Annotated in this window: 32 protein-coding genes, 1 pseudogene and 2 riboswitches; of the genes and pseudogenes, 31 read left to right on the forward strand and 2 right to left on the reverse strand. The window is 37.2% G+C overall.

Going from position 1 to position 26976, the window contains the following annotated elements; genetic code table 11:
• Nucleotides 1-57 precede the first annotated feature (57 nt).
• The 9 genes and pseudogenes from KHA95_RS04185 to KHA95_RS04225 form a co-directional block, all read left to right on the forward strand.
• Nucleotides 58-507: pseudogene (locus tag KHA95_RS04185) on the forward strand (DMT family transporter); the annotation flags it as partial.
• Between the two features lie 225 nt (nt 508-732).
• Nucleotides 733-840: riboswitch (SAM riboswitch) on the forward strand.
• Between the two features lie 109 nt (nt 841-949).
• On the forward strand, nt 950-2230 hold the full coding sequence (locus KHA95_RS04190; RefSeq protein ID WP_213136240.1) for a Na+/H+ antiporter NhaC family protein: 1281 nt from the start codon (nt 950-952) through the stop codon (nt 2228-2230).
• A gap of 385 nt (nt 2231-2615) precedes the next feature.
• Entirely contained in the window at nt 2616-3125 is a 510-nt protein-coding gene (locus KHA95_RS04195) for a GNAT family N-acetyltransferase (protein ID WP_213136241.1), read from the forward strand.
• A gap of 217 nt (nt 3126-3342) precedes the next feature.
• Nucleotides 3343-3936, forward strand: coding sequence for a YdeI/OmpD-associated family protein (locus tag KHA95_RS04200; RefSeq protein ID WP_213136242.1), 594 nt, complete (start codon nt 3343-3345; stop codon nt 3934-3936).
• 286 nt (nt 3937-4222) lie between these two features.
• Nucleotides 4223-4447 (forward strand): hypothetical protein, encoded by a 225-nt coding sequence (locus KHA95_RS04205; RefSeq protein WP_249316581.1) that lies wholly within the window; start codon nt 4223-4225, stop codon nt 4445-4447.
• A gap of 84 nt (nt 4448-4531) precedes the next feature.
• Nucleotides 4532-4819 carry a metal-sensitive transcriptional regulator gene (locus KHA95_RS04210; protein WP_213136244.1) on the forward strand — a complete coding sequence of 96 codons (288 nt, stop codon included), beginning with the start codon at nt 4532-4534 and terminating at the stop codon, nt 4817-4819.
• 65 nt (nt 4820-4884) lie between these two features.
• Nucleotides 4885-5085 carry a copper chaperone CopZ gene (copZ, locus tag KHA95_RS04215; RefSeq protein ID WP_213136245.1) on the forward strand — a complete coding sequence of 67 codons (201 nt, stop codon included), beginning with the start codon at nt 4885-4887 and terminating at the stop codon, nt 5083-5085.
• A 206-nt stretch (nt 5086-5291) separates the two neighbouring features.
• A complete protein-coding gene (gene copZ, locus KHA95_RS04220; RefSeq protein WP_213136246.1) occupies nt 5292-5498 on the forward strand; it encodes a copper chaperone CopZ in 207 nt (68 codons plus the stop codon).
• 73 nt (nt 5499-5571) lie between these two features.
• Entirely contained in the window at nt 5572-7989 is a 2418-nt protein-coding gene (locus KHA95_RS04225; protein ID WP_213136247.1) for a heavy metal translocating P-type ATPase, read from the forward strand.
• 329 nt (nt 7990-8318) lie between these two features.
• On the opposite strand, the gene KHA95_RS22850 is transcribed toward KHA95_RS04225, so the two are convergent.
• Nucleotides 8319-8711, reverse strand: coding sequence for an SIS domain-containing protein (locus KHA95_RS22850; RefSeq protein ID WP_349305437.1), 393 nt, complete (start codon nt 8709-8711; stop codon nt 8319-8321).
• 395 nt (nt 8712-9106) lie between these two features.
• Here KHA95_RS22850 and KHA95_RS04235 point away from each other — a divergent pair, with 395 nt between their 5' ends.
• The 16 genes from KHA95_RS04235 to KHA95_RS04310 all read left to right on the forward strand — a co-directional run bounded on the left by KHA95_RS04235 (nt 9107) and on the right by KHA95_RS04310 (nt 19871).
• Nucleotides 9107-9367: a metal-sensitive transcriptional regulator gene (locus tag KHA95_RS04235; protein ID WP_213136248.1), complete on the forward strand. Its 261-nt coding sequence runs from the start codon at nt 9107-9109 to the stop codon at nt 9365-9367.
• A 79-nt stretch (nt 9368-9446) separates the two neighbouring features.
• Complete coding sequence (locus tag KHA95_RS04240) at nt 9447-9674, forward strand: sulfurtransferase TusA family protein (protein ID WP_213136249.1); 228 nt, start codon at nt 9447-9449, stop codon at nt 9672-9674.
• A 36-nt stretch (nt 9675-9710) separates the two neighbouring features.
• A complete protein-coding gene (locus KHA95_RS04245) occupies nt 9711-10073 on the forward strand; it encodes a rhodanese-like domain-containing protein (protein ID WP_213136250.1) in 363 nt (120 codons plus the stop codon).
• A gap of 21 nt (nt 10074-10094) precedes the next feature.
• Complete coding sequence (locus KHA95_RS04250; RefSeq protein ID WP_213136251.1) at nt 10095-10391, forward strand: rhodanese-like domain-containing protein; 297 nt, start codon at nt 10095-10097, stop codon at nt 10389-10391.
• A gap of 54 nt (nt 10392-10445) precedes the next feature.
• Nucleotides 10446-10736, forward strand: coding sequence for a glutaredoxin family protein (locus KHA95_RS04255; RefSeq protein WP_213136252.1), 291 nt, complete (start codon nt 10446-10448; stop codon nt 10734-10736).
• On the forward strand, nt 10690-11085 hold the full coding sequence (locus KHA95_RS04260) for a DsrE/DsrF/DrsH-like family protein (protein WP_213136253.1): 396 nt from the start codon (nt 10690-10692) through the stop codon (nt 11083-11085). Before KHA95_RS04255 ends, KHA95_RS04260 begins: the two co-directional genes overlap by 47 nt.
• A gap of 495 nt (nt 11086-11580) precedes the next feature.
• Nucleotides 11581-12711 carry an MBL fold metallo-hydrolase gene (locus KHA95_RS04265; RefSeq protein WP_213136254.1) on the forward strand — a complete coding sequence of 377 codons (1131 nt, stop codon included), beginning with the start codon at nt 11581-11583 and terminating at the stop codon, nt 12709-12711.
• Nucleotides 12712-12780: 69 nt separating this feature from the next.
• Nucleotides 12781-13560, forward strand: coding sequence for a sulfite exporter TauE/SafE family protein (locus KHA95_RS04270; RefSeq protein ID WP_213136255.1), 780 nt, complete (start codon nt 12781-12783; stop codon nt 13558-13560).
• Nucleotides 13561-13575: 15 nt separating this feature from the next.
• Complete coding sequence (locus tag KHA95_RS04275; protein ID WP_213136256.1) at nt 13576-13923, forward strand: thioredoxin family protein; 348 nt, start codon at nt 13576-13578, stop codon at nt 13921-13923.
• A 20-nt stretch (nt 13924-13943) separates the two neighbouring features.
• Nucleotides 13944-14540, forward strand: a complete 597-nt coding sequence (locus tag KHA95_RS04280) for a carboxymuconolactone decarboxylase family protein (RefSeq protein WP_213136257.1) — start codon at nt 13944-13946, stop codon at nt 14538-14540.
• A gap of 57 nt (nt 14541-14597) precedes the next feature.
• A complete protein-coding gene (locus KHA95_RS04285) occupies nt 14598-15218 on the forward strand; it encodes an SAM-dependent methyltransferase (protein WP_213136258.1) in 621 nt (206 codons plus the stop codon).
• A gap of 212 nt (nt 15219-15430) precedes the next feature.
• Nucleotides 15431-16450 (forward strand): ROK family transcriptional regulator, encoded by a 1020-nt coding sequence (locus KHA95_RS04290; RefSeq protein ID WP_213136259.1) that lies wholly within the window; start codon nt 15431-15433, stop codon nt 16448-16450.
• Between the two features lie 34 nt (nt 16451-16484).
• On the forward strand, nt 16485-16865 hold the full coding sequence (locus tag KHA95_RS04295; RefSeq protein ID WP_213136260.1) for a VOC family protein: 381 nt from the start codon (nt 16485-16487) through the stop codon (nt 16863-16865).
• A 135-nt stretch (nt 16866-17000) separates the two neighbouring features.
• Entirely contained in the window at nt 17001-18227 is a 1227-nt protein-coding gene (locus tag KHA95_RS04300; protein ID WP_213136261.1) for an MFS transporter, read from the forward strand.
• 272 nt (nt 18228-18499) lie between these two features.
• Complete coding sequence (locus tag KHA95_RS04305; RefSeq protein WP_213136262.1) at nt 18500-19309, forward strand: HAD family hydrolase; 810 nt, start codon at nt 18500-18502, stop codon at nt 19307-19309.
• A gap of 1 nt (nt 19310) precedes the next feature.
• A complete protein-coding gene (locus tag KHA95_RS04310) occupies nt 19311-19871 on the forward strand; it encodes a sugar O-acetyltransferase (RefSeq protein WP_213136263.1) in 561 nt (186 codons plus the stop codon).
• Between the two features lie 412 nt (nt 19872-20283).
• On the opposite strand, the gene KHA95_RS04315 is transcribed toward KHA95_RS04310, so the two are convergent.
• Entirely contained in the window at nt 20284-20850 is a 567-nt protein-coding gene (locus tag KHA95_RS04315) for a DUF6434 domain-containing protein (RefSeq protein ID WP_213136264.1), read from the reverse strand.
• A 257-nt stretch (nt 20851-21107) separates the two neighbouring features.
• Here KHA95_RS04315 and KHA95_RS04320 point away from each other — a divergent pair, with 257 nt between their 5' ends.
• From KHA95_RS04320 to prpB, 6 genes are all read left to right on the forward strand, one after another.
• Nucleotides 21108-21746 (forward strand): DJ-1/PfpI family protein, encoded by a 639-nt coding sequence (locus tag KHA95_RS04320; protein WP_213136265.1) that lies wholly within the window; start codon nt 21108-21110, stop codon nt 21744-21746.
• 102 nt (nt 21747-21848) lie between these two features.
• Nucleotides 21849-22451 carry a chorismate mutase gene (locus tag KHA95_RS04325; protein ID WP_213136266.1) on the forward strand — a complete coding sequence of 201 codons (603 nt, stop codon included), beginning with the start codon at nt 21849-21851 and terminating at the stop codon, nt 22449-22451.
• Nucleotides 22452-22577: 126 nt separating this feature from the next.
• Nucleotides 22578-22774: riboswitch (cobalamin riboswitch) on the forward strand.
• Nucleotides 22775-22943: 169 nt separating this feature from the next.
• A complete protein-coding gene (locus KHA95_RS04330; RefSeq protein ID WP_213136267.1) occupies nt 22944-23168 on the forward strand; it encodes a hypothetical protein in 225 nt (74 codons plus the stop codon).
• 6 nt (nt 23169-23174) lie between these two features.
• Nucleotides 23175-24281 carry a citrate synthase gene (gene mmgD, locus KHA95_RS04335; protein ID WP_213136907.1) on the forward strand — a complete coding sequence of 369 codons (1107 nt, stop codon included), beginning with the start codon at nt 23175-23177 and terminating at the stop codon, nt 24279-24281.
• Nucleotides 24282-24344: 63 nt separating this feature from the next.
• Nucleotides 24345-25778 carry a bifunctional 2-methylcitrate dehydratase/aconitate hydratase gene (locus tag KHA95_RS04340; RefSeq protein WP_213136268.1) on the forward strand — a complete coding sequence of 478 codons (1434 nt, stop codon included), beginning with the start codon at nt 24345-24347 and terminating at the stop codon, nt 25776-25778.
• Nucleotides 25779-25795: 17 nt separating this feature from the next.
• Nucleotides 25796-26710 (forward strand): methylisocitrate lyase, encoded by a 915-nt coding sequence (prpB, locus tag KHA95_RS04345; protein WP_213136269.1) that lies wholly within the window; start codon nt 25796-25798, stop codon nt 26708-26710.
• Nucleotides 26711-26976: the final 266 nt, after the last annotated feature.

The raw sequence follows: 26976 nt of genomic DNA on the forward strand, positions 1-26976 counted from the left end.
AGTTTGGTTAAACAACTTTATTTTACCCCCGCCTAAAAATCAGGCGGGGGTATTGTGTTATGGATGATAGCTGCTGTATGTGTATGGGGCTTATATACGATTTGCACAAAGTGGGCGATGACCAAAACTTCAGTTTTGATGTCTACTTTATACTCCGCTATTTTTGGATTAATGATTCTCCTGCCTTTGAGTGCCCCAAATTTAATTATTTCTAATATCAATCCTTCTTTCTTAGCTGCTATGCTTTATACAGGTGTGATCTCAACAGTAGTCTGTATGATCCTTTGGAATATTAGTGTCCAAAAATTAGCTTCAATGACTTCAGGAGTTTTGCTAAATTTTAATCCGATCTTTACAGCAATTTTAGCTTTTCTATTCTTAGGCGAACAATTGACTTTGGTACAAGGAATCGGTACTGCCATCGTAATCACAGGTTGTTATTTATTCTCATGCTTTACAACGAAAGAATCGAAAATACCCTTATTAAGAAAGGTAAAGGTTCATTAAATGGTATTCATCCATTTAATATCAACACGCTGGAAAATCTTCCTTTTTGTAATATCATATTTCTTAGTTTATATTTGGAGAATGCAGAATGCTTTACCTCCGAAAAGTCTTTGCAATTTCAACATTTTTAGTTTCATTTAGCAGACAAAAATATCCATAAATATTATATTGATAAAGTAATAGAAAGTGTGTAATCTATATTACTGTAATAAATAAGTTATTTACTTCTTATTAAGAGAGAAGGAGGGACTGGCCCGATGAGATCTCGGCAGCGGAACTTAGTGATTAGGTTGCTGTGCCAAATCCAGCAAGCAACAGCTTGATAGATAAGAAAAGTGTTTTATAGATATAAGGCCTCTTCTTGTTGTTTCAAGATGAGGTCTTTTTTCGTGCAAAGAATGGGCAAAAGACGTGTTCTATTTTATTTTTTGGAGGTGTAACAATGAAAAAGGGGAATCCATGGGCGTTGATCCCATTTGTTGTGTTTTTGACTTTATTTATTGGCTCAGGGGTGGTTATAGGTGATTTCTATGCCTTTCCTGTCATAGTAGCTATTGTCATTTCGGGAGCCGTGGCTCTGGCAATGAATCGAAAAGAACCGTTTGCGCGAAAGGTTGATCTTTTTTGCCAAGGAGCAGGAAATTTAAATGTCATGCTGATGGTAATTATTTTCCTTTTGGCCGGGGCCTTTTCAGAGGTAGCAAAAGGTATGGGGGCAGTCGAGTCCACTGTTAATTTTGCTTTATCAGTCGTTCCCCAAAACCTGCTAGTCGTAGGCTTGTTCATCATTGCCTGCTTTATTTCCTTGTCAATGGGGACATCGATGGGAACGATTGTTGCACTGGCGCCAATTGGTGTTGGGATAAGCGGGCATACCGATCTTTCGATGGCTTTAGCGATCGCTGCGATTATTGGCGGTTCGATGTTTGGCGACAATCTATCGTTTATTTCAGATACAACTATTACTGCCGTTCGTTCACAAGGTGCACAAATGCAGGATAAATTTAAGGTGAATTTTTGGATTGTTTTGCCGGCAGCTATTGTAACGGGCATTATTTTAGGGATCATCACAATGGGTGAAGCGGCACAGGTGGAACATTTAAGCTATAGTTGGGTAAAAATTGTTCCCTATGTTTTGGTTATTATTTTTGCGTTGGCTGGAATGAATGTTTTCCTGGTTCTCGCTCTCGGGATTGTTCTCGCTGGGGCTGTTGGTTTAGTGGACGGTAGCTATCATTTCATGAGTCTTTTGCAAAAGATTGGTGAAGGAATGGCAGGCATGTATGAAATCGCCTTTCTTGCAATATTAATCGCTGGAATGGTGGAGGTTATTAAATTTAATGGTGGAATAGACTTTCTGCTTCATCTTGTGACTCGAAGGATTAAATCGAAAAAGGGAGCAGAATTTGGGATTGCTGGTCTTGTTAGCCTAACTGATTTATCGACGGCCAATAATACGATTGCTATTTTAATTGCCGGTCCGCTTGCAAAAAATATTGCGGATCAGTATGGGATTGAGCCAAGAAAGTCTGCAAGTATATTAGACATATTCTCCTGTGCGGTCCAAGGGCTTCTACCGTATGGAGCCCAGCTTCTGGCAGCAGCAAGTGTAGCCGGAATATCGCCTGTGAGCATCCTACAATACTCTTTCTATCCAATTCTTATAGGAATCTGCGGAATCATCTCTATCTTCATCGGATACCCAGCAAAAAAGAAAGCATAAACTCCGCCAAATTAAAGCAATGGGGGACGACCCTCATTGCTCTAATGCAATTTATTCTATGACTCAATAGCTCCAAAGTTACATGCAAAATTAGCTTTTCTAATACTAATTTTGCATTGTTTTTATTTACTATACATAAAGGTAATTACCAATTACCAGATTTTCTATTCGATCCAACTATTATATAAAGCTACTTGATTAAGTAAGTGGATAGAGAAGGAGTGAGAAGTTGACTAGCTTAACAAATTTAAATAATTTCTTATAAAATGGAAAAGAAGCAATATATCGGAAAGGTGGAAATAGTTAGGGTAATAAGAGTAAGATGTTTATGAAAGTAATGGATGATAAGTCTAGTATGTGATTATTTGAATCGGTGGTAATAAAATTGGAAATTTTAATTGAGAAATTACACGCTAAAGATTTAGAGAAGTTATTTGATTTTGAACTTGAAAATAGGGATTTTTTTGAGGAAATGGTGCCAGGCCGTGGAGATGATTACTATATCTATGAAACTTTTAAAAGAAGGAACGAAGCTTTAATGAATGAGCAAGCTCGAGGGTTAATGTATTTTTATTTGATTAAAAATACAGAAGGTTTAATTCTTGGAAGAATGAATGTAGTAGATATTGAAAAATCAGAAGGTGTAGGCCATATAGGTTATAGAGTAGGAAAAGCATACACTGGAAAAGGCATTGCTAATAAAGGATTGGGGCTTTTTTTAAAAACAATCAGTAAGCTGGGTATAAAAAAGATTTTAGCGAAGACGACAACAAATAATATAGCATCTCAAAAGGTCTTGGAGAAAAACGGATTTAAGTACACAGCGACAGGTACTGAAGAAATTAATTTGAATGGGCAACTTTTGTCTTTTGTTTATTATGTGTGGGAGAAATAATATCTAATGATAAGCGTCTCCCTAGAATAAGTGAGAATGTATTTACTCGTATTTATTAAGACAATCGCTGTATGACGACCTTACTAACACCTCGTAATCCAAAAAAATACTTCAAGTTTAATAATTTTTTTATAAAGGTAAAAACTGACAGATAGGATGGAGACAAGATCATTCATAATTGACGACTGGTCGAAAAATTGAATTGGAGTGATCCTTAATGATAAAGAGTAAAATGAATCCTAAGGTGGATCAATTTTTAAGCAAGGCGAAAAAATGGAAAGAAGAATATGAGCTGCTGAGAAATATCATTCTTGACTGTGAACTAACCGAAGACTTCAAGTGGATGCATCCTTGTTATACACTTGAGAACAAAAACGTCGTGTTAATTCATGGATTTAAAGAATATTGTGCGCTTTTATTTCATAAAGGTGCTTTATTAAAGGATCCAAATGGGATTTTAATTCAGCAAACAGAAAATGTTCAGGCGGCGCGCCAGATTCGGTTTACCAATGTCCAAGAAATCCTTGAATTGGAAAATGTTATAAAAGAATATATTTTTGAAGCGATTGAAATCGAAAAAGCCGGTTTGAAAGTAAGTTTAAAAAAACATGAAGAATATGACATTCCAGAAGAACTTCAAAATAAATTTGATGAAATCCCTGAATTAAAAACTGCTTTTGAAGCATTGACACCGGGGCGACAACGAGCCTATATTTTTTATTTTTCTTCAGCGAAACAATCTAAAACAAGAGTGTCGAGAGTGGAAAAATACGTACAACAAATTCTTGACGGAAAGGGATTAAATGATTAAAAATAAATGAATTAAGATTAAATATTCCGGTTATCAATAAAAACCTTCACCATATGATTAGCCTGTTTGGAAGTTCATTCTAAACAGGCATTTTTTATAAAGAATTAAATATTTTATACATTCATTGTTCTCACTTCCCCTGCTAATCTTGCATGTCCCCAATAGATGTCTTAGCTACAATATTCTAGCTGACTCTAATCATTCAATTGGATATAGGCTTAACATTAGGAGTTAATGTAAATAAAAATGATGAAGCTGTCTTTTATCATTACCAGTGCCTCGCTCATTGATTGGGGGAAAGACAAAAGGGATAAATGCTCAAGCAGGTACACTTACCATAGAGCAAGTACAACCTGAACAATTGTATGAAGCTGTTGACAAAATCATTGCTATTTATGTTGAATATGGGAAGAAAAGAGAAAATCTTTTTAAATTTGTAAAACGTTATGGAGTAGAAAATTTGAAAAGTCGAGTAATAAACGACTCGTTTGATGGTGACTCACTCAAATAGGTAGAAACATATTTATTGACCTGCTGAAAGGAAATTGTTAATATAGGGGTACGGGGTATAATTGAACCTTGAGGAGTGAAATATATGTCAGAAACACCTAAAACAACCGTTCAACCTAATAAACAACAGCTTCTTAATCGATTAAAACGTATTGAGGGACAAGTAAGAGGCGTTCATCAAATGATCGAAAATGATCGTTATTGTGTAGATATTTTACATCAAATTAGCGCAATCCAATCAGCGATGAATAAAGTTTCTTTGGCGTTACTAGAAGATCATACACATCATTGTGTAGTAAACGCGATTAAAGGACAAGATGGTGAGACGGCGATTAAAGAGTTGATGAGTGTCATGAAAACAATGACAAAATAAAAACTCTTTGACATACTGGTATAGGGTATGTTAAATTAATTACAATAAATTAGGAGGCATTTAATATGAAAGAAATCTTAAAAGTTGAAGGAATGTCATGTAATCACTGTGTGAATTCAATCGAAACAAATGTCGGGGAACTTGCAGGTGTAGCTGCAGTTAAAGTAGACTTAAATAATAATGAAGTTGCAGTGGAATTTGATAATGCAGCGACATTAGCTAAAATTAAAGAAACAATCGAAGATCAAGGCTATGATCTTGTCTGAAAATAAAAATAGAATTTTCACTTACACCACATGGGGGTATATGGAGAAATGATTGTACTTAAAGGTATAATCTTTCTTTTTTCGTAAATATATACCCCCTATGAGTATAAAAAAGGGGGGCAAATTAAACAGTAAAACTTGTTCAGGTTGCCCAAATATGAATCAATTTCATATTGATAAAAATTTAACTTAAAGGAGAGAAAAACATGGGAAATATAACATTAAAGGTGGAGGGAATGTCATGTGGGCATTGTGTAAAGAAAATCGAGGGAAGCGTTGGTGAATTAGCAGGTGTTAACCGAGTAAACGTAAAATTAGCCGATGCACAAGTAGAAGTATCATTCAATGAATCACAAGTATCAATTGAGACAATTAAAGAAACGATTGAAGATCAAGGATATGATGTAGAATAAGAGTGCTTCCAAAGCACTCTCAAATTTTCAAATATATATACCCCTGGTAAGTATATGAGAGGTGGATATTATCATGAGTAGAGAAGTAAAAGAAGCAAATATACAAATTACAGGAATGACTTGTGCAGCGTGTGCGACTGGTATTGAAAAAGGGTTAAATAAAATGGAAGGTGTCGAGCAGGCAAACGTCAACCTGGCACTAGAAAAATCATCGATCAAATATGATCCTTTAAAACTGAGTGAATCGGATTTAGAGAAGAAAATAGAAGCGCTTGGCTACGGAGTTGTGAAACAAAAAGCAGAATTTGATATTACAGGAATGACTTGTGCAAATTGTTCGTTAGGTATTGAAAAAGGGCTAAATAAAATGGAGGGTATTGCATCTGCCACCGTTAATTTAGCGCTTGAAAAAGCAACAATCGTATATAATCCATCAGAGGTAACGATCGCAGACATTATTGCAAAGGTAGAGAAGCTTGGTTACGGTGCACACCAAAAGCAGGAGAATAAAGAGCATGTAGATTACCGTGAAAAGGCAATTAAAGACCAGAAACGAAAATTCATTATTTCAGCCATTTTGTCGTTACCATTATTATGGACGATGGTCGGGCATTTTTCATTTACATCATTCCTTTACTTACCAGATATCTTAATCAATCCGTGGCTGCAAATGGCACTCGCCACACCGGTGCAATTTATGATCGGAAAACAGTTTTATGTCGGTGCTTACAAATCACTGCGTAATGGCACTGCAAATATGGACGTACTTGTTGCGATGGGTACTTCCGTCGCTTACTTCTACAGTTTATATCAAGCGATTGTTACGATCGGCTCTCAACACGAACCGCATCTTTACTTTGAAACGAGTGCGGTATTGATTACACTCATTCTTTTAGGAAAATATTTTGAAGCAAAAGCAAAAGGGCGATCATCAGAAGCGATAAAAAAGTTAATGGGTTTACAAGCAAAAACTGCAACTGTTGTGCGCGACGGTATTGAAAAAGAAATTCCTTTGGAAGAAGTCGTAATAGGGGACACCATTTTAGTGAAGCCAGGTGAAAAAATCCCCGTTGACGGTGAAGTACTTGAAGGGAATACTGCTGTCGATGAATCAATGTTAACAGGAGAAAGTCTTCCGATCGATAAAAAGCAAGGGGACATCTTATTCGGTTCAACGATTAATAAAAATGGTTTTATTCAAATGAAAGCAACGAAAGTTGGACGTGATACCGCATTAGCGCAAATTATTAAAGTCGTCGAAGATGCGCAAGGTTCAAAAGCAGAAATCCAGCGCTTAGCGGATAAAATTTCAGGTGTGTTCGTGCCGATCGTAGTAGGGATTGCGATCGTCTCATTCCTTGTTTGGATTTTATGGGTTCGACCAGGCGAAGTCACACCAGCATTAGAAGTTTTTATTACCATCCTTGTGATTGCGTGTCCATGTGCGCTCGGTCTTGCAACACCAACATCGATTATGGCGGGCTCTGGCCGCTCAGCTGAGCTTGGTATTTTGTTCAAAGGCGGCGAGTACTTAGAGCAGACGCAAAGTATTGACACAGTTGTCGTTGATAAAACAGGAACTGTCACACATGGTAAACCTGTATTAACAGATGTTTTACTAGCTTCTGACCAAGACGAAGAAAACTTTTTATCATTAATCGGTGCGGCTGAAAAACAATCTGAACACCCATTAGCACAAGCAATTGTCCAAGGGATTCAAGATAAAGGTATCGAACTTGGAAATGTTCAATTTTTTGAAGCAATCCCGGGTTATGGTGTACAAGCAACTGTTTCAGGTCAAGCCGTTGTCATTGGTACACGTAAACTGATGCAACAATATGGTATTGAAATCCAATCGGTCCTCCCAACGATGGAAAAATTGGAGGGCAATGGTAAAACCACGATGTTGGCTGCAATTAATGGACAATATGCAGGGCTAGTTGCCGTAGCAGATACGATTAAAGATACGTCTCGAGAAGCTGTACGCCGCTTACACGAAATGGGGATTAAAGTCATTATGATGACAGGGGATAACCAGCGTACAGCACAGGCAATTGCTAAAGAGGTTGGCATTGACGCGGTGATTGCGGAAGTGCTTCCCGAAGGTAAAGCAGAAGAAGTGAAAAAGATACAACAACAGGGTAAAAAGGTGGCAATGGTCGGCGATGGCATTAATGATGCACCAGCACTAGCGACGGCTGATATTGGTATGGCCATTGGTACAGGGACTGACGTTGCGATGGAAGCCGCTGATGTGACACTGATCCGTGGGGACTTAAACAGTATTGCCGACGCGATTATTATGAGTCGCAAAACGATGCGCAATATTAAACAAAACTTATTCTGGGCATTTGGCTATAATACACTAGGGATTCCAATTGCGGCAATCGGACTACTCGCTCCTTGGGTTGCCGGTGCGGCAATGGCATTTAGTTCCTTGTCGGTCGTACTAAACGCATTACGTCTACAAAGGGTGAAATTGGAAAAGTAAATAACCCTTTACACTTATGCTTAAAGCGCATGAAATATTTAGAACTAAGATCTTTTAGTGTGTCAATTGTGTTCGAAAAACCTAGCGACTGATCATTATTGTTGCTCAATCCTTAGGAAAAAAAGAGATTTCATCTATTTGAAGAAGTGTTTTAAAACTTGCTAATGCACCATAGGTGATGAGCGTCAAAACCTTTATATTAATTAAGGTACAGTGAGGGCAAATTTCCTGTACCTTTTTATTTTTCCTTTCTATTCATGTCATACACCTTTCGTGCGATTTCTTCCAATATAAAAATAATTGGAATTTGTGTAGTGATATTTATGCTTTCAAAAAAATTCTTCTGTTACATAATAGGAAATATTAAAATCAGATATTTTTGCAATTGTAGATTGCTCATTGTTGGTAATACTCAAAATCTTACTACCTTTTTCTTTTAACTTTTGAATATGCGACATAGTAATCGAATTTTCTCCTGAAACGGATAGAGCAATCGTAATACTATTTTTTAAGTCGGCATGAATCGGCATAAACCAATCTTTTATATACATAGAAAACTCTCCCAAGCTTGAAAAATATCTAGCTCCATATTCCGCGAACGTTCCTGAACTACCAATCCCGATAAAAATGACCGTCTCTGTTTTAGAAATAATCGTTGCTGCATCCTTTAACTTAGAAATGAATTTCTTCTTTTGAGTGCGCTCAAAAAACTTCGCTAACACATACTGGCAAGCTGCTTCTGCTAGGGTTGCGAAATTAGAAGATAACTGAGTGATTGAGGATAGTAGGGTGTCATATACATGCTTTTATTACCGTAATGACACAAAACATTTACCATCAACCTTATTTATCGTTCATAAAAGCAAAAGAACAATATATCATCCATAACTATAAAATCAGTGGAGAAGGTTGTTACCTGCTTGAATGTAAGTTTCCATCTACTCAAATTATAGATGAATTTTTAGAAGGCTTAAACGATCATGCAAATTATCAATTGTCATTAATAAATAGTGAGTACAATAAAATTGAGAAGTTTCAGAGAGGAAGTAATATGATATTGTTGACAATATACCTCCGAGGGTATAATATTATTCTTGTTATGGAAAGGAGAATTCATATGGAATACAATGATCAAATTAAAAATAGAGTAAAGCGTATGGAAGGACAACTTAGAGGGATTTTAAAAATGATGGAAGAAAACAAAGATTGTAAAGAAGTCGTTACCCAGTTGTCAGCTGTTCGCTCAGCAGTAGACAGAACCGTAGGTGTGATTGTGAGTTCAAACTTAGTTGAATGTGTTCAAGAAGCTGAAAAAAACGGGGGTAAAACGGACGAATTAATTAAAGAAGCTGTTAACTTGCTTGTAAAAAGTAGATGATTTATGGTTGACATTCTTTTTTTAACTTAGTAATATACCCATAGGGGTACAGGTAATTAAATGGAATGGAGGAATGAAAATGACTGTAAATAAAATATTAAACGCAAAAGGATTAATGTGTCCAATGCCGATCATAAAAACAAAAATGGCGATGAATGAGCTTGCATCAGGGCAAGTTTTAGAAATTCATACAACTGATAAGGGGGCAAAAAGCGATTTTCCAGCATGGGCAAAATCAGGCGGACACGACCTTTTGAAACACGAAGAAGAAAATGATGTTTTAAAATTTTGGATAAAAAAGAGTTAACTTATAAGGTGGATGGATAACAAGGAGGTATAAGATATGGAATATGTAAACTACATTGTTATTGCATTTTTCGTCTTTTTCGTCTTACAGCGTTTTCTGCCAGCAAAAGGTGTCAGACATATATCAGCAGCTGATGTAAAAGAGGAACTCATTAACAAAAATAAGCAATTTATTGATGTTCGAACCCCTGGAGAATTTAAAGCAAGCCATATAAAAGGGTTTAAAAATATTCCCCTCAATGAACTTTCTCAAAAAGCTGATAAAGAGCTATTAAAGGAAAATGAAGTAATTGTCATTTGTCAAAGTGGAATGAGAAGCCAAAAGGCTAGTAAAATACTAAAAAAATTAGGTTTTACAAAGGTGACAAATGTAAAAGGTGGCATGAGTGCTTGGCGCTAATGAGATAAGGAGGAATTTGCAATGAAAGAAATGACTGCAAAAGAAGTTAAGCTTTTAGTTAATGAAGGAAAGATATTAAACATCATCGATGTACGTGAAGTAGATGAAGTAGCAACAGGGAAAATTCCGGGAGCTATAAACATCCCACTAGGATTAGTTGAGTTTCGTATGCATGAATTAGATAAGTCAAAGGAATATATTATGGTTTGCCGTTCCGGAGGAAGAAGTGGTCAGGCAGCACAATTTCTTGAAAGCCAAGGATTTAATGTTATCAATATGCAAGGCGGGATGCTTTCTTGGGGAGGAATAGAGGGATAAATTTTTCGAGGAATTTAATACCCATACAGGTATATCTATCAGGAGAGAGTTTAAATGAATTCAGTAACCGTTTATACAACAACACAATGCCCGTATTGTGTTATGTTAAAGAACTTTTTATCAGAACAACGCATTCAGTTTAGGGTAGTGAATGTTGAAACACAACCTGAGATTATGCAACAACTTGTAAGAATAACAGGACAATTGGGAGTACCACAAACTGAAGTTAACGGCCAATGGATTGTAGGTTTTGATCCGCAAAATATTATTAAGGCGTTAAGAAATGGAGAAAACATCAATGGAGAAAAAGGTAGCAATTATTGCAAGCAATGGTGGATTATTTGATGCATACAAAGTGTTTAATATCGCAACAGCAGCTGCTGCAACAGATCAAGAAGTAGCAATTTTCTTCACATTTGAAGGATTAAATTTAATTCATAAAGAGGCGGATCAGCAACTTCCAATGCCAGAAGGAAAAGAGCATTTCGCAGAAGGTTTTGCAAAATCCAATGTTCCAGCCATTCCAGAATTAGTTGCAATGGCACAAGAAATGGGTGTAACGTTCATTGGCTGTCAAATGACAATGGATGTGATGGGATTAGAAAAAGAGAACTTTATTGATGGAATTGAAGTAGGTGGAGCCGTTACATTTTTAGAGTTTGCAAAGGATGCGGATATAACATTGACATTTTAACTTGTTTAAATAGAAGTTTTATACTTTGGGATGGCATATGACAAATTATTTGGTATGGTGGAGCAACAGGGAATGGGACATTGAAAGCGGAGCATCTTGATACAAAAGTTGCTATTCCAACATCTTTGGGAGGCAGTGGAAACGGTGCAGATCCAAAGAACTTCTCGTTTCTTCAGCAACAACATGTTATATAGCAACTCTTGTATATATGCTTGAAAACAGAAAACTGCCCGTAGTAGAACTATCAATAAATTCTGAGGCTGCGATATCAGGTAATGGGTTTAACATTACTCACAATCCAATAATCATTTTATAGAGAAGATCAGGTTCAATCTGCTGAAAGAGCAATAGAAGCAGCAGATAAAAGCTGTGAAGTTGGTAATCTATTAAAAAATGCAGATGTTGCAATTGAAATCCGAGGTAAAGTGGCATTGAAATAATGTAGATGTACGATTGCTATTTTTTAATAATCAATATACCATAGGGGGTTTAGGTATGGGTGTAAACACAATGACTTCAAAGGAAGTAACGAAAAAAGTATTTAATAATGAAGAACTATTTATTTTAGATGTTCGGAATGAAAGTAATTTTGCAGATTGGAAAATTGAAGGAAAAAACTTTGATTATTTAAATGTTCCTTACTTTGATTTACTTGATGGTGTGGAAGGAATTTTGGATAAGATTCCTTCTAATAAAGATGTGCTTGTTGTTTGTGCCAAAGGGCGTTCATCTATTGTGATTGCTGAGATGCTTTCAGAAAAAGGACTTTCCGTTTTTTCCTTAGAAGGCGGAATGACAGTATGGAGCGAACATTTGGAACCTGTTAAAGTTGGGGAACTAAAAGATGGCGGAGAAATTTATCAGTTTATACGAATTGGTAAGGGATGCTTGTCTTACATGGTCGTCTCAAACGGTGAGGCAGCCATTATTGATTCAGCAAGAATGACAAATATCTATCTTGAATTTGCCAATCATATTGGAGCAAAAATTACCCATGTATTTGATACACACTTACATGCCGATCATATTTCCGGCGGAAGAAAACTCTCTGAAGAAACAAACGCAACATACTGGCTTCCACCAAAAGATGCTACTGAAGTAACGTTTGATTACCAACCATTGAAAGATGGAAATGTAGTGACAATTGGTAGTACTGCTATAAATATTCATGCATTATATTCTCCAGGTCACACAATCGGGTCCACATCCTTTGTTGTGGACGAAAAGTATTTACTATCAGGAGATATTTTATTTATTGATTCCATTGGAAGACCAGATCTTGCGGGATTGGCAGAGGACTGGGTTGGGGATTTAAGGGAAAGTCTATATAGAAGATACAGAGAATTATCTGGGAAACTCATCGTTTTACCAGCACACTTCATGATTATCGATGAATTAAATGCGGATGGTAGTGTAGCTGCAAAATTAAGTACACTTTACGAAACAAATCACGGACTAAACATTGAAGACGAAAATGATTTTAGAAAGCTTGTTACTGAAAACTTACCTCCTCAGCCAAATGCATATCAACAGATTCGTGAAACGAATATGGGGAAAATGACCCCTGATGAAGAATTGCAGCGAGAAATGGAAATTGGACCAAATCGTTGCGCGGTTCGGCAATGAAGCTTTTTCAAAAAGATTAAATTAATAAAAGGGAGCCATTATTGGTTCCCTTTTTAGAAGGAGGAAAAGATGAATATTAGCTTCATTGCAACGCTCTTCTTAATTGGGTTGATAGGCTCCTTTATTTCAGGGATGTTAGGAATAGGTGGGGCCATTATTAATTTTCCACTGCTATTATATATCCCTGCTTCACTTGGTGTTGCCCATTTTACTTCCCACGAAGTGTCAGGAATTACTGCCATCCAAGTATTTTTTGCGACGATTGGCGGTGTTATTGCCTATCGTAAAGGCGGATTTTTAAATAAAAAGTTAATTGGGTATATGGGTGTTAGTATTTTAATTGGAAGTTTTATCGGAGGATTAGGCTCTACACGTATGTCTGAAGGCGGAATTAATGTAGTATATGGAATTTTAGCGTTCATTGCAGCTGTCATGATGTTTGTACCTAAAAAAGGACTTGATGACCTATCCTTTGAGCAAGTAAAATTTAACAAATGGTTTGCCGCATCGCTAGCATTAATCGTTGGGATAGGCGCCGGGATTGTTGGGGCGGGAGGAGCATTTTTATTAGTGCCTATCATGCTTACCGTATTAAAAATTCCTACAAGAATGACAATCGCTTCTTCTTTAGCAATAACACTTATCTCATCCATAGGCGCCGTAGCTGGAAAAATGACAACTGGACAAGTTGAAATCTTTCCATCACTTATCATGGTAGTCGCTAGTTTAATTGCATCACCGCTCGGGGCTCTGGCGGGGAAAAGGGTTAATACAAAAGTGTTACAAGAGATTTTAGCTATATTAATAGTTGCTACCGCAGGGAAGATATGGATAGATATAGTTAAATGAAAGGAGAAAGTATGTATGATTAATTTAACATCGCTCACCTCAGTAGAAAGATTTATCGAGGAACATCAGTTTAGTTTTTTATATGTATCGAGACCGAATTGCGGAGTTTGTCATGCGTTACTTCCCCAGGTGAAGGATATGCTGAAAGAATTTCCACGCATAGAGTTAGGGCATATAAATGCGGATGATATCGAAGAAATAGCAGGACGTTTTTCAATTTTCACCGTGCCGGCACTGCTTTTATTTGTAGATGGTAAAGAGATGATCAGGGAAGCTCACTTTGTTCATATGCAATCTTTGCAAGATAGGATAAGTAAAATTTATAATATGGTTGCTGTGAAATCAGATGAAAATAAACTATAAATGGAGAAGGAAGTATACCGGTGGGACAGGAATTATATAAAAAAGTTTATAACGTTAAGGAGTTTTATATTGCTCTGTATAAAGGTTTAAGAACATTCAAATATATGACAAGAAACAAAAAAACAAATAAGATGTCATCACATTTGATTGAAAGAATTATGCTCGCTGTAACGGAAGTGAATGGCTGTGAGGTTTGTTCATATGCTCATACAAAGATTGCTTTAGAGCAAGGAATGAGTGAAGAGGAAATAGCAATGCTATTATCCGGAAACACGGAAGGGATTTCTAATTATGAAGTGATGGCTATTGTTTTTGCGCAGCATTATGCGGATACGAGAGGAAATCCATCGAGGGAAGCATGGGAGCGCATCGTTGAAGCATATGAAATGGAAAAAGCCTTGGGGATCTTAGGTGCGATTCGAATGATTATGATTGGGAACATATACGGGATTGCGTTAAGTGCATTTAGAAGCCGTATCAAAGGTAAGAAGATTGACAAAACTAATCTATTATATGAGATCAAGATGATCGTAAGTATTATTCTCCTTTTACCAGCCGCTTTAATCCATAGTTTCATCTTGAATCTGTTCAACGTCCCTTTGATTGATTTCGGTTAATTCACCGTAATAGAATTAGATAGATAGACAATTAATAATAGAAAGGATGATGAAAAGATGAACCACTGGCATACTCGCTTTCAAAAGGAGAATTATGTTTATGGCAGGGAACCGAATGTTTTTTTGAAAGAATTTCAAAAGAAAATAATAATCTCTGGTGATGTTTTGGCCGTAGCTGAAGGAGAAGGACGTAATGCGGTTTATTTAGCAGAACAGGGAATGAATGTTACAGCATGGGATTATGCGGAGTCAGGACTTGAGAAAACAAATAAGCTTGCAAAAGAACGAGGTGTTATTGTCTCAACTGAGCTTATCGATTTAAACGAAGCAAACTGGAATAAAGCTAAATGGGATGAAATTGTATGTATATTTGGCCATTTCCCGCCAGAACTGCGACAGAAAACACTCCAGGGTATAAAGGAAGCCGTAAAGCCGGGTGGTTATTTTCTGACGGAGGTGTATTCACATTACCAGCTACCTTATAAAAGTGGCGGACCGCGAGATCTTGATTTTTTGTACAAACCAGAAGAGTTTTTAAGTAACTTTTCCGAATGGAGGATTGTTCATTTTTTCATGGGTGAGGTGACCCGTCACGAAGGCGAACTCCATAACGGACGATCACATGTAATCCAATTTGTTGGTCAAAAACCAGAGGGGCAGAGTCAAGAGACGATTTAAAAAGCGTTCAAACATTATTCGGGCTGAATCCACTCGATTGCGGTTCAGCTCTTTTTCTACCACTTGTTCGCTTATACTTTATAACCTCCATTGTTTTCATTTTTTTTATATGTTATAGTATCAGCATCACTTATTAAAGATGTTTAGTAAGTTTTTTATTCGATACATATTAAAGAGGTTTAATAAGTCTATTTCATAAGGTGGTGACGTTGATGAATACTACTCCAAAATCGATGGGAAAAGTCATTCTTTCAGATATTCGCAAGTCATTGTTAGAGCTTGGAAGTGCAACAAAAGTTGAGCTCAGTGAAAAATTAGTGATTAGTTTTCCAACAATAAGTAAGTTCCTTGCTCAAATGGAGAAAGATGGAGAAGTTCATTCCGTTGGTTTAGATGAATCGAGCGGTGGGAGAAGAGCAAAAAGATATACATATAATCCAGAGCATATGCTTGGCATAGCCATTTTCTTAGAGAAAGCAGAAACCCATTATACAATTTTTAATTGTGTAGGAGACATAAAGGAACAAGGAAAAGCTCCGAGTGTATTAAAAAATGATGGATTACATGTATTAATGGAGTACATTGATAACATGATGACTAAATACCATAAAATAAGTTCGATAGCTATTGGTGTTCCTGGTTCCGTTGATCGTGGACGAATTTTTTATATACCTGGATACGAGCAGTTTCAAAACTTTGATTTAAAAGGATACTGTGAGGAACGTTTTTCTATCCCTATTGTTGTAGAGAACGACATGAATGCGGCGATTCTTGGTTATTACCATCACCATAAGATAAAGAGTCATCAATCCCTTATTTATTTGTATTCTGGTCAAAATGGCCCTGGCGCAGGTTTTATGATCAATGGAGATGTCGTGCGAGGAAGTACTTTTTTCGCTGGCGAGGTTTCTTTCGTTCCTCAGTATAATGAACGAAACTTTGGACAGGCGCTAGAAAACGAAAGTGGCTCTCAAAAGCTAATGATAAGCGGGGAACAACAAATTGACGCAATCAGTAGATTAGTAGCCTCTTTTATATCGATCATTAATCCACATACGATTATTTTTTGTAACGATGAAATCGAAAAAGAGGGATTAACGAAAGTTGCAATCGGCAGTTCAAAATATATTCCATCAGAACATCTTCCAGAACTTACGGTAAGTGATTGGATGCAAGACTATTTATACGGATTACAAAGACTATGCCTTGATCTCATGATCAAAGAAATGTAAAAGTGATTGTCGATCATTTAAAGGAGTGAATGGGATGAAAATTGAACATGTAGCAATCTGGGTCAATGATTTGGAAGGCGTGAGGGAATTTTATGAAACGTACTTTAATTGTAAGTCAAACATGAAATACCACAATCGCAAAAATAAGTTTGAATCTTATTTTCTAACTTTTGATTCTGGTGCAAGATTGGAGATTATGCGTAAAGAGGGGATAAATCAGCAAAATCCGGGTGTTCAATTAGGGTGGGCTCATATTGCGATCTCATTGGGGAGCAGAGAGTCTGTTAATCAATTGACGGCCAGATTAAAAAATGATGGCTATCCTGTTATTAATGGTCCACGTGTGACTGGAGACGGATATTATGAAAGTGTGATAGAAGATCCTGAAGGAAACCTGATCGAGTTGACTGAATGATAAAATTGGCAAACAGCTGAAGATCGTTTGATTTCCACACTTATTAAAGAACTTTAATAAGCGTGGAGTAAAACGGTCAAAAATATTTTCTATGTAGAATGTTCTGTGAATAAAATTTATAGGGCGAGGGCAAATATGACAACATTCCTTTTAGTCATTATTTATTTAGCTTTTATTAGCTTAGGTTTACCTGATTCATTGTTGGGTTCAGCATGGCCTGTGATGCAATTAGATTTGGGGGCTCCACTTGAAACGGCGGGCTTTCTTTTCATGACGATTGCAGGTGGGACGATTATCTCCAGTTTAGTTAGCGGAAAAGTGCTTAAACGGTTCGGAACTGGCAACGTCACGTTTGTCAGTGTCCTCATGACTGCGCTCGCATTGTTAGGATTTCATTTTGCCCCATCTGTTGTTTGGCTAATTGTTTGTGCGATCCCACTTGGATTAGGGGCAGGGGCTGTTGATGCAGGCTTAAATGATTATGTGGCGACGAATTATAAGGCACATCATATGAGTTGGTTACATTGTTTTTGGGGCGTAGGAGCGACTCTTGGACCAATTATTATGGCTCAGGTTATTTTGGGAGAAAATTCTTGGAGAAATGGATATTTTATTATTTCTGGTATTCAGTTTGCATTAGTGATCATCCTTCTTTTCACTTTGCCTTTATGGAAAAAAGTGAACAAGAGTAGCAATATTCCATCACACGAAGAGGTAGAGGATGTAAAAGATAGCAATCATGCTCAAGATGATGTTGGAGATGCAAAACCTTTGCAAATCAAAGGAGTGAAACTAGCGCTCGTATCCTTTTTATTTTATTGTGCAGTTGAGGCGACAATGGGTCTTTGGGGAAGCAGTTTTTTGGTGAATATGAAAGGATTAAATGCAGCTACTGCCGCCCAATGGGTTTCCTTTTATTTCGCTGGAATAACAATTGGTCGGTTTATCACCGGATTTATTACGTTTAAAATGACGAATCATACGCTTATTCGAGCGGGACAACTGATCGCAGCAACGGGTGCTATTATTTTAATTTTACCTTTTCCGTCCATTTTTTCACTTATAGGTTTTATTATCGTTGGACTAGGGTTAGCACCGATCTTTCCATGTATGTTGCATGAAACGCCAACACGCTTTGGAAAAAAACATTCTCAGACAATCATGGGTTATCAAATGGCAGTTGCTTACACTGGCACTACATTTATGCCGCCTCTCCTTGGATTTATCGCATCTCATTCAACGATTGGAATCTTTCCAATTTGTATTGTTATTTTTGTTGCAGCCATGCTTCTAAGTTCAGAAACATTAAATACTTTACTGAAGAAGAAGCTATTATTAAAGAGCAATTCGAAAGCAATATAAGATTACTATATGAGTTGAAGTTAAAATGTTCATTTAAATGGTTTTAACAGAAGTATACCTAGTTGATTGGAATGAAAGGCGGCGACTCCTGGGGATTAGCAGCAAACGTGAGACCCCACAGGAGTGCGGCGACGAGGAGGCTCACGTGCTGCCCCAGGAAAGCGTCCGCCTGGAACGGAAATCAACGGTGTTTGCTTCCCACATTTTATGTATGTTATTTATTTCAACATATATAGAAGCATTTATAATTTAGAATTGTAGGGGAAAATCATATGATTAAATTAGTGTTAACGGATATGGATGGAACATTTTTAAATAATAGTGGTGATTTTAACCGGGAATTATATAAGGATGTCAAAAAAATAATAAAAGAAAAAGGAGTTGTTTTCGCTCCTGTAACCGGGAAGCAGTGTGAACGTGTTGAAGAGCTATTTGGCGATGATTCAGAAGATTTGTGGATTTTAGGTGATAGTGCGACTAGAATCAAGCATAATGGGAACTTTGTGTATGAATCTTTGTTAAGTAATAAATTAGGGCTTGAAATCATCCAATTACTAGAGGAAATAAGCCAAGAACATACGATTATTGCCTGTACTAGAAACGGTGCGGTCATTAAAGATAACATATCAAAGGAAGAGGCAGCTATTGTAAGAAGGTCATATGCTCAAGTAAAACAGGTCTCTCATTTTAACTATATAACAGATGATTTTGTTAAAATCACGATTCATGATCCACTATTAAGATGCATGGAGACAAAGAAACAGCTTGCTCGTTTTTTTGAGTCAGCTTATATTATTGCTTCTGAAGACGCATGGATCGATATAGCAAATGCAAATGTTCATAAGGGGACGACGGTTGAACATTTGCAGCGTTTATTGAATGTTACTCCGGAAGAAACAATGGCATTCGGAGATGGTTACAATGATTTAGAGCTTATGACTCGCAGCGTATATAGCTTCGCTGTTCGAAATGCAGTTCAAGAAGTAAAAGATGCTGCCCATTTCATTACCCGTTCAAATGAAGAAGATGGTGTGATGAAAACAATGATTCAAATATTATCGTTACAAGAAAGCAGGCATTAAAATGAAATCAGAAAAAGAAAAAATGGTAGCTGGAGAAATGTATGATCCAGCAGACCCTGTATTATCAAAAGAACGGATGGAAGCAAGACGTAAAGTTAGGATCTATAACCAAACGTTAGAAACGGAAGGAGATAAGCGGACAAAATTATTAAAGGAATTGCTCGGATCAACTGGAGAAAACGTATCGATGGAGCCAAATATCAGATTTGATTATGGCTATAATACGCACGTAGGAGATAACTTTTTTGCGAATTTTGACTGTACGATTTTAGATGTTTGTGAAGTGCGTTTTGGCGATAATTGTTTGCTTGCTCCTGGCGTACAAATCTATACAGCGACACATCCCCTAAATCCAGTTGAACGGAATTCTGGAATAGAATACGGAAAACCGATTACGTTCGGCAATAATGTGTGGATTGGAGGTAGTGCGATCATAAATCCAGGTGTAACAGTAGGCGATAATGTAGTAGTTGCATCAGGCTCAGTCGTTACGAAAGATGTACCTGATAACGTTGTAGTTGGCGGTAATCCGGCAAAAATTATTAAACGAATTGAAATATGAAGGAACTAGCGATCGGTTTTTGAACAATTGGTATCCATAGGAGCTAGGCTAAAAAAAAGAAGCTATATGTACTCGGAAGTTTTTCTAATCATCATCCAAACTGGACCCCATATGTATGGGTTCAGTCTTTTTGTGTCATCATTCCCCAATTTCTCTCCAGTGAGTTACAACGTAAAGGAAACATACTTGGTAGAAATTGTCTTAAAAAGTATATGGATTGTGATACACTAACCTTAAGGAGTGATTTCATGAAAATCATCTCTGTTTTCTTGCTTGTCCTATTGGTGATCATTCCATATTTATATAAATTTTTTCACTATAATTAATCCATGTTTAAGAAACTTCATTTCGGGGATTTTTGCCTTGCGAAAATCAAATTACAGTAAAATTGTTAACAATCCTTTAAAGGCTCTCATTTAGGTATGTATTTGTTACTTCCAGGAAGTCGCTTGATTTTATTCCATGCTTCAATCGCTGCTATTCGACTTTCACCATGATTTTTCGGGTCGGCGAAAAAGTCACGTATGAATTGATTGTATTCAAATTGAGGAGCAATGACTTTTTTATATGTGGGATCTTTTTTTCGAGTTTCTTCCTCATACCAAGCTTCTACAACATCACGATATGTTTTTCCAATATTGTCCTTAAAATAGTTTTGTATATAAGTAGAAAAATGAAATTTCGGGATGACTGACTTAAAAAATGCTCTTACATCTTGACTACAACGATGGTTTCTCGTGATGACTGTATCAAGGCTTAATCCGGATTGAGTTTCCAGCTTTTTATATATTTTTGATTTTCTAATCGGATTTTTAATCTCTCCCGTCCGTAGAAATGTTTCGATCCTCTCGGAAATTTCTACTTTTGAACCAGATGCACTTATTCCATTTTCCTTGCAAAATGTTTGTAATTCTTCTTTTAGCCAATAAAATTCTTGAAAACATTGAATGCTAATATCTTTTGTCAGATTAGGCCTCACTAGCAATACCTCCTTACACCCATTATAGAACGTTAGTTCCTATTAATCAAAATGAACATCACACAAAATTTTTGACAATGGATAGATAGAAGGATTAAAGCTTTATTACAGAATACTTTCGATTTACATATACCCTGATACGGTATAGTATAGAGTGAGAGAATGTTAGAACAATGTGATATATAAGGAAATATTATCTAATTATTTCTATTAGAGTAAGTGCTATTTTAATGGTTTACGAGAAGGGGAATAATTAAATGAGAAGGAAAAATGTAGGAATTTTGCTGTTTGACTATGTGGATATTTTAGATTTTGCTGGTCCCGCTGAAGTATTGGCGTTAACTACGAATAATGAAGCTGAACAAGCAGTTACACTTTACAAAAAACAACTATTGCCAGCAAGACCTTTTAAAGTGTTTACGATTACAGAAGCTGGAAAGGAAATAAAAACGCATTCCGGTATTAAAGTTGTACCTGATTTCAGCATTGATACCAGCCCTGAATTAGATATTCTAATCATTCCAGGCGGGCCTTTAAGAGCAGTACAATCCATCGTTAAAAACCAAAAGATAAAAAATTGGATAATTAAACATAAAAGTATTGAATATATATGTTCAGTCTGTACCGGAGCATATATTTTAGGAGAAACAGGGTTGTTAGATGGAAAGAAGGCAACAACCCATCATTTAGCATTAAAGCTGCTGCAAGGAAAATATCCTGATATCCGGGTTATATCAGACAGTAAAGTTGTACACGATGGCAATCTCATATCTTCTGGCGGAGTTTCTTCTGGGATTAATATGGCACTTTATCTCGTTGAACAAATCATGGGTAAACCTGCTTCCGAAAGAATAGCTAAAACGATAGAATTCGTACAAGAATGTAATCACTACTGACGGAGTTCTACTAACTTCGTTCTTTTATGGTATGATATGCGCAATTCCATAATAGAAATTTATATTAAAACAACTGATTTTTTTACCTAGGAGGCGGAGAATATGATGCGAATGCCGTTTGAACCACCAACAACTCACTATGATGAACGAATTACTGCAATTGATGAACAAATATGTCATTTAATCAAACAACGAAAAGAGCTTTCAAATGATAATCCTGGTTTTCCGTCGAAACAACTGATTAAAAAATGGGCTAAAAAATATGGTTTTTATGAAGAGTTTCTAAACAGTATATTTGCAGATTTTTTAAACGAAGAACTATATAAACCGATGGTAGAGCCGAAAGGATTTCTTAAAAATGTACCTATATTACGTTCTTTTGAAAAGGAAGATACATTTTTTTCGGTGACTTTCGTCCGTCAGTTTGAAAACGCAAGTGTTGTTCATTTGAATATAGACAGAAATACTCATGATGAGATGATTAATTGGCCTCCACAGGAACATCGCTATTTTGAACTCTCAATTGAAAGAGAAGGAATGGAGTATGATTGTCGGAACGCGGGGGGAAGTGGATCTGGAGGGCATGAATCTTATTCTTTCGTTGTCTCACCTGCTTTATCTGACGATCTTTCTACATATAAATTAAATTTTAAAGAGTATAAAATGCCATTCAATCAAACAACCAGCTTTGAATTTCAAATATAAAGGGGCAACTCATTTCTTTCTTCGTTGATTTTGTATCAGAAGCGAGAAAAGTAAGTTAATTAAATAAAACTAGTTCAAAAGACAATTGCAAACTTTCCGAAGATTTGATATGTTTGACTAGAAAACTGAATACGTGTAGAAGCAGGTGTAGATTGAAATTTCTTTCATCTACTTAATAGGGAAGTCGGTTAGAGTCCGACGCTGTCCCGCAACTGTATTTGGGAACGATTCGAAAATGCCACTGTTTTCAGAAACATGAAAATGGGAAGGTTCGGATAGTGATGATCATAAGCCAGGAGACCTGCCTGTTTCAGCACACATCAATACCTACGAGGATAGGGGGTGTTAAGTGCGAGCGATTAATTAGCATGTTTTTATTTTTTGTGGGAAAAGACATGTTTATTTGAGTATCTGTTCGATCTTAACAACTTCTTTTTGGAAGTTGTTTTTTATTTGCCTTATAAAGCAAGAGGTGTTTTGAGGAGGATTTATTTGTTTGGAACTGTTGAGTATTTTATCGATTATTTCAAAATGTGCATTATGCATAACCTTATTGGGAATCAGCCACATTCGCTATTTGATTATCGTCAGATGTTAATGAAAAAAATCATGTTGCAGTCAGGATTAAGCGAAGAAAAAGAAGTGTATTTGAGCAATCTCGAAAAGGCATACAATAATATTAATGAAGAGCTATTTGGAGATTGGGGGAAGAGATAAGTGGAAATGGAAAAATATTATCCTGGACTTGATGGTGTGATTGCGACGGAAACGAAGATCTCGTTTTTAGATACGATCCAAAGTGAAATTGTCATCCAGGGCTATGACCTTATTAAGCTATCTCAATCTAAAGAATACTTGGATATCGTACATCTATTACTTGAAGAAAGGTTACCAGATTCCACAGAAAAAACAGAGTTAGAAACGATTTTAAAGAATGAATATGAAATACCTGCTGAGCTTCTAGAAATATTCAAGCACCTTCCCGAAAATACACATCCGATGGATGGACTCAGAACAGGAATCTCAGTACTTGCAGGCTATGACAACAACCTTGATGATCGCTCACTGCCAGTAAATAAAAATCGCGCTTATCAATTACTAGGAAAGGTGCCAAACATCGTTGTAAATAGCTTTCGAGTGATTCATAAAATGGAGCCAATTCAACCAAACAAAAGTCTTTCTTATAGTGCAAATTTCTTTTATATGATTACCGGCCGAATCCCTTCTCCTTTAGAAGAAAAAATATTTGATCGCTCATTAGTGCTTTATAGTGAGCATGAGATGCCGAACTCTACCTTCACAGCAAGAGTCATCGCCTCTACCCAATCTGATTTATACGGAGCATTAACAGGTGCGGTCGCTTCTTTAAAAGGCAACCTGCATGGAGGAGCGAATGAAGCAGTCATGTATATGCTCAATGAAGCGGATAGCGTAGTAAAGTTCGAAGAGATATTAGAAACAAAACTGTTTAAAAAAGAAAAGATTATGGGCTTTGGTCATCGCGTATATATGAAGAAGATGGATCCTAGAGCCGAATTGATGAAGATGGCATTAAAAGAACTATGTGACATAAAAGGCGACCATCTTTTATATGAAATGTGTGAGGCAGGTGAGAAATTGATGGAAAGGGAGAAAGGGATTTATCCGAATTTGGATTATTATGCCGCTCCTGTCTATTGGATGCTCGGAATTCCGATCCCGCTTTATACCCCAATCTTTTTTAGTGCACGAACCGTCGGACTATGTACACATGTGATTGAGCAGCATGCAAATAATCGACTTTTTCGTCCACGTGTACATTACACTGGTGAGCGGCGGATATTGGGTTAAAAAATAGAAGGGTTGTGACCGATATTTTTTGATATTTACTTCTATCAGAAAGGAAGGGATCGCATGTTACAAACAAACGAGCATACAAAAACAGACGTGTTGTTGGAAGATATCGCAGATTACGTTTTGAATAAAGACATTACGAGCGCCGAAGCTTATCAAACAGCACGTTATGTATTGCTGGATACACTTGGGTGCGGGATTCTAGCTTTGAAATACCCTGAATGTGCGAAACTGCTAGGACCGATTGTGCCAGGAACAATCGTACCAAATGGGACGCGTGTACCCGGTACATCGTATGTTCTTGATCCTATAAATGGAGCTTTTAATATCGGGTGTATGATTCGTTGGCTTGATTATAACGATACTTGGCTTGCTGCTGAATGGGGCCATCCATCTGATAATCTGGGAGGCATTCTTGCTGTAGCCGATTATTTAAGCCGTGTACAAATTGCAAAAGGAAGAAAACCATTACAATTGAAAGCTGTACTCGAAATGATGATTAAAGCACACGAGATTCAAGGTGTTTTAGCATTGGAAAATAGTTTGAACCGTGTGGGGCTTGACCATGTTCTTTTTGTGAAAATTGCGACGGCAGCTGTCGTAACAAAGCTACTCGGTGGGTCACGCCAAGAAATCATCAATGCGTTATCGAATGCTTGGATCGACAATTCCAGCTTGCGAACGTACAGACACGCTCCGAATACAGGCTCCCGCAAATCTTGGGCGGCAGGTGACGCGACAAGCAGAGGCGTTCACTTGGCGATGATGGCGGTAAAAGGAGAGATGGGCTATCCAACTGCGTTATCAGCGCCCGGATGGGGTTTCCAAGATGTCCTTTTTAATAAAAAAGAATTGGTGCTAGGTCGTACGCTTGAATCGTACGTAATGGAGAACGTCTTGTTCAAAGTATCTTATCCCGCAGAATTTCATGCTCAGACAGCAGCAGAATGTGCAGTGCAACTTCATCCATTCGTTGTTAATCGACTTGATCAAATCGCGGAAATTAAGATTACGACCCATGAATCAGCTATACGGATTATTGATAAAAAAGGGCCGCTGCATAATCCGGCGGATCGTGATCATTGTTTGCAGTACATTACAGCAATTGCATTGTTAAAAGGGGACATTGAAGCAGAAGATTACGAAAATGATGCTGCACAGGATCAAAGAATTGATGCCTTGCGTGAAAAAATGATAGTAGTGGAAAACAAACAGTACAGTGAAGATTACCTTAATCCGACTAAGCGCTCAATCGCCAATAGTGTACAAATTCGTTTCATAGATGGATCTGTTACCGAAAACGTAGAACGAGAGTATCCATTAGGACATCGTTTTCGCAGAAACGAAGCCATTCCAAAGATTAAGGAAAAATTCATAAACAATCTTAAGACTCTTTATACAAGCAAGCAACTTCGATTGATTGAAGAAGCGTGTGACGATCAAGAAAAATTAGAGAGTATGAATGTAAATGAATTTGTCGACTTATTCATCTAGGAAGGAGGAAGATCCCGATGGCATGGATTGTAAATCAACTGTTAACACAAAAAGAGCTTGCTGATCAATTTCAGCAATTGATATCTGCTGAATCCATCTTGCAAATACCAGGCGCGCATGACGCAATGGCTGCTCTTGTTGCCAAACAAGCTGGGTTTTCAGCCCTTTATTTATCGGGAGCGGCTTATACAGCAAGCAGGGGACTTCCCGATCTAGGAATCATTACGTCAACTGAGGTGGCTGAACGAGCTAGAGACATTGTGCGTGCGACTAACTTGCCGATTTTAGTCGATATCGATACAGGATTCGGAGGTTATCTTAATGTAGCCAGAGCGGCTAGCGAAATGGTGGAAGCTCATGTGGCTGCCGTTCAATTAGAGGATCAACAATTGCCTAAAAAATGTGGTCATCTAAATGGAAAACAACTCGTATCACCGGAAGAGATGGTTCAAAAGATCAAAGTAATAAAAGAGGTTGCTCCTTCATTAATGGTCGTTGCCCGTACCGATGCTAGAAACAGCGAAGGTTTAGAAAATGCAATCGAAAGGGCAGCTGCCTATGTAGATGCTGGGGCAGACGCAATCTTTCCGGAAGCTTTAGAATCCGAAGAAGAGTTTCGCTTATTTCGAAATGGTATACAGGCTCCCCTTCTTGCGAACATGACCGAGTTTGGAAAGACCCCTTATTATTCCGCCGATGAATTTCAAAAGATGGGGTTTCAGATGGTCATTTATCCTGTCACGTCATTGCGAGCTGCGGCAAAAGCATATGAACGAATGTTCCAGCTTATAAAAAGCGAGGGCACACAGAGGGAAGGAATTAAAGATATGCAGACGAGAAGTGAATTGTATGAGACGATTTCCTATTATGACTATGAAAAACTCGATCAAAAAATCGCTAAGACTGTCTTAACTGACGAACATCAATCGTAAAGCTCGATCATGCACAGCAAAAGCAATAAAAAAATTCATTGTCTTTCTTACTGCCCGTACACGAACGGTTAACTTTTTGCAGAATGATTATGGCAAAGCAAAGGGTTTTCGCAATTGAAAGAAAGTACAATGATTGTAAAAAAACATTAAGCTTTACGGGGCTGTCTAGAAAGTTAGGAAAAGCTGACTTTCTGGACAGCCACCTTCATTAATATTAAATAGTAGATAAGCTATCGTTGGATCGATATGAAGTTGTTGGTTACGGA

Source organism: Bacillus sp. FJAT-50079 (genome assembly GCF_018343515.1).
GTDB lineage: Bacteria > Bacillota > Bacilli > Bacillales > Bacillaceae_C > Lederbergia.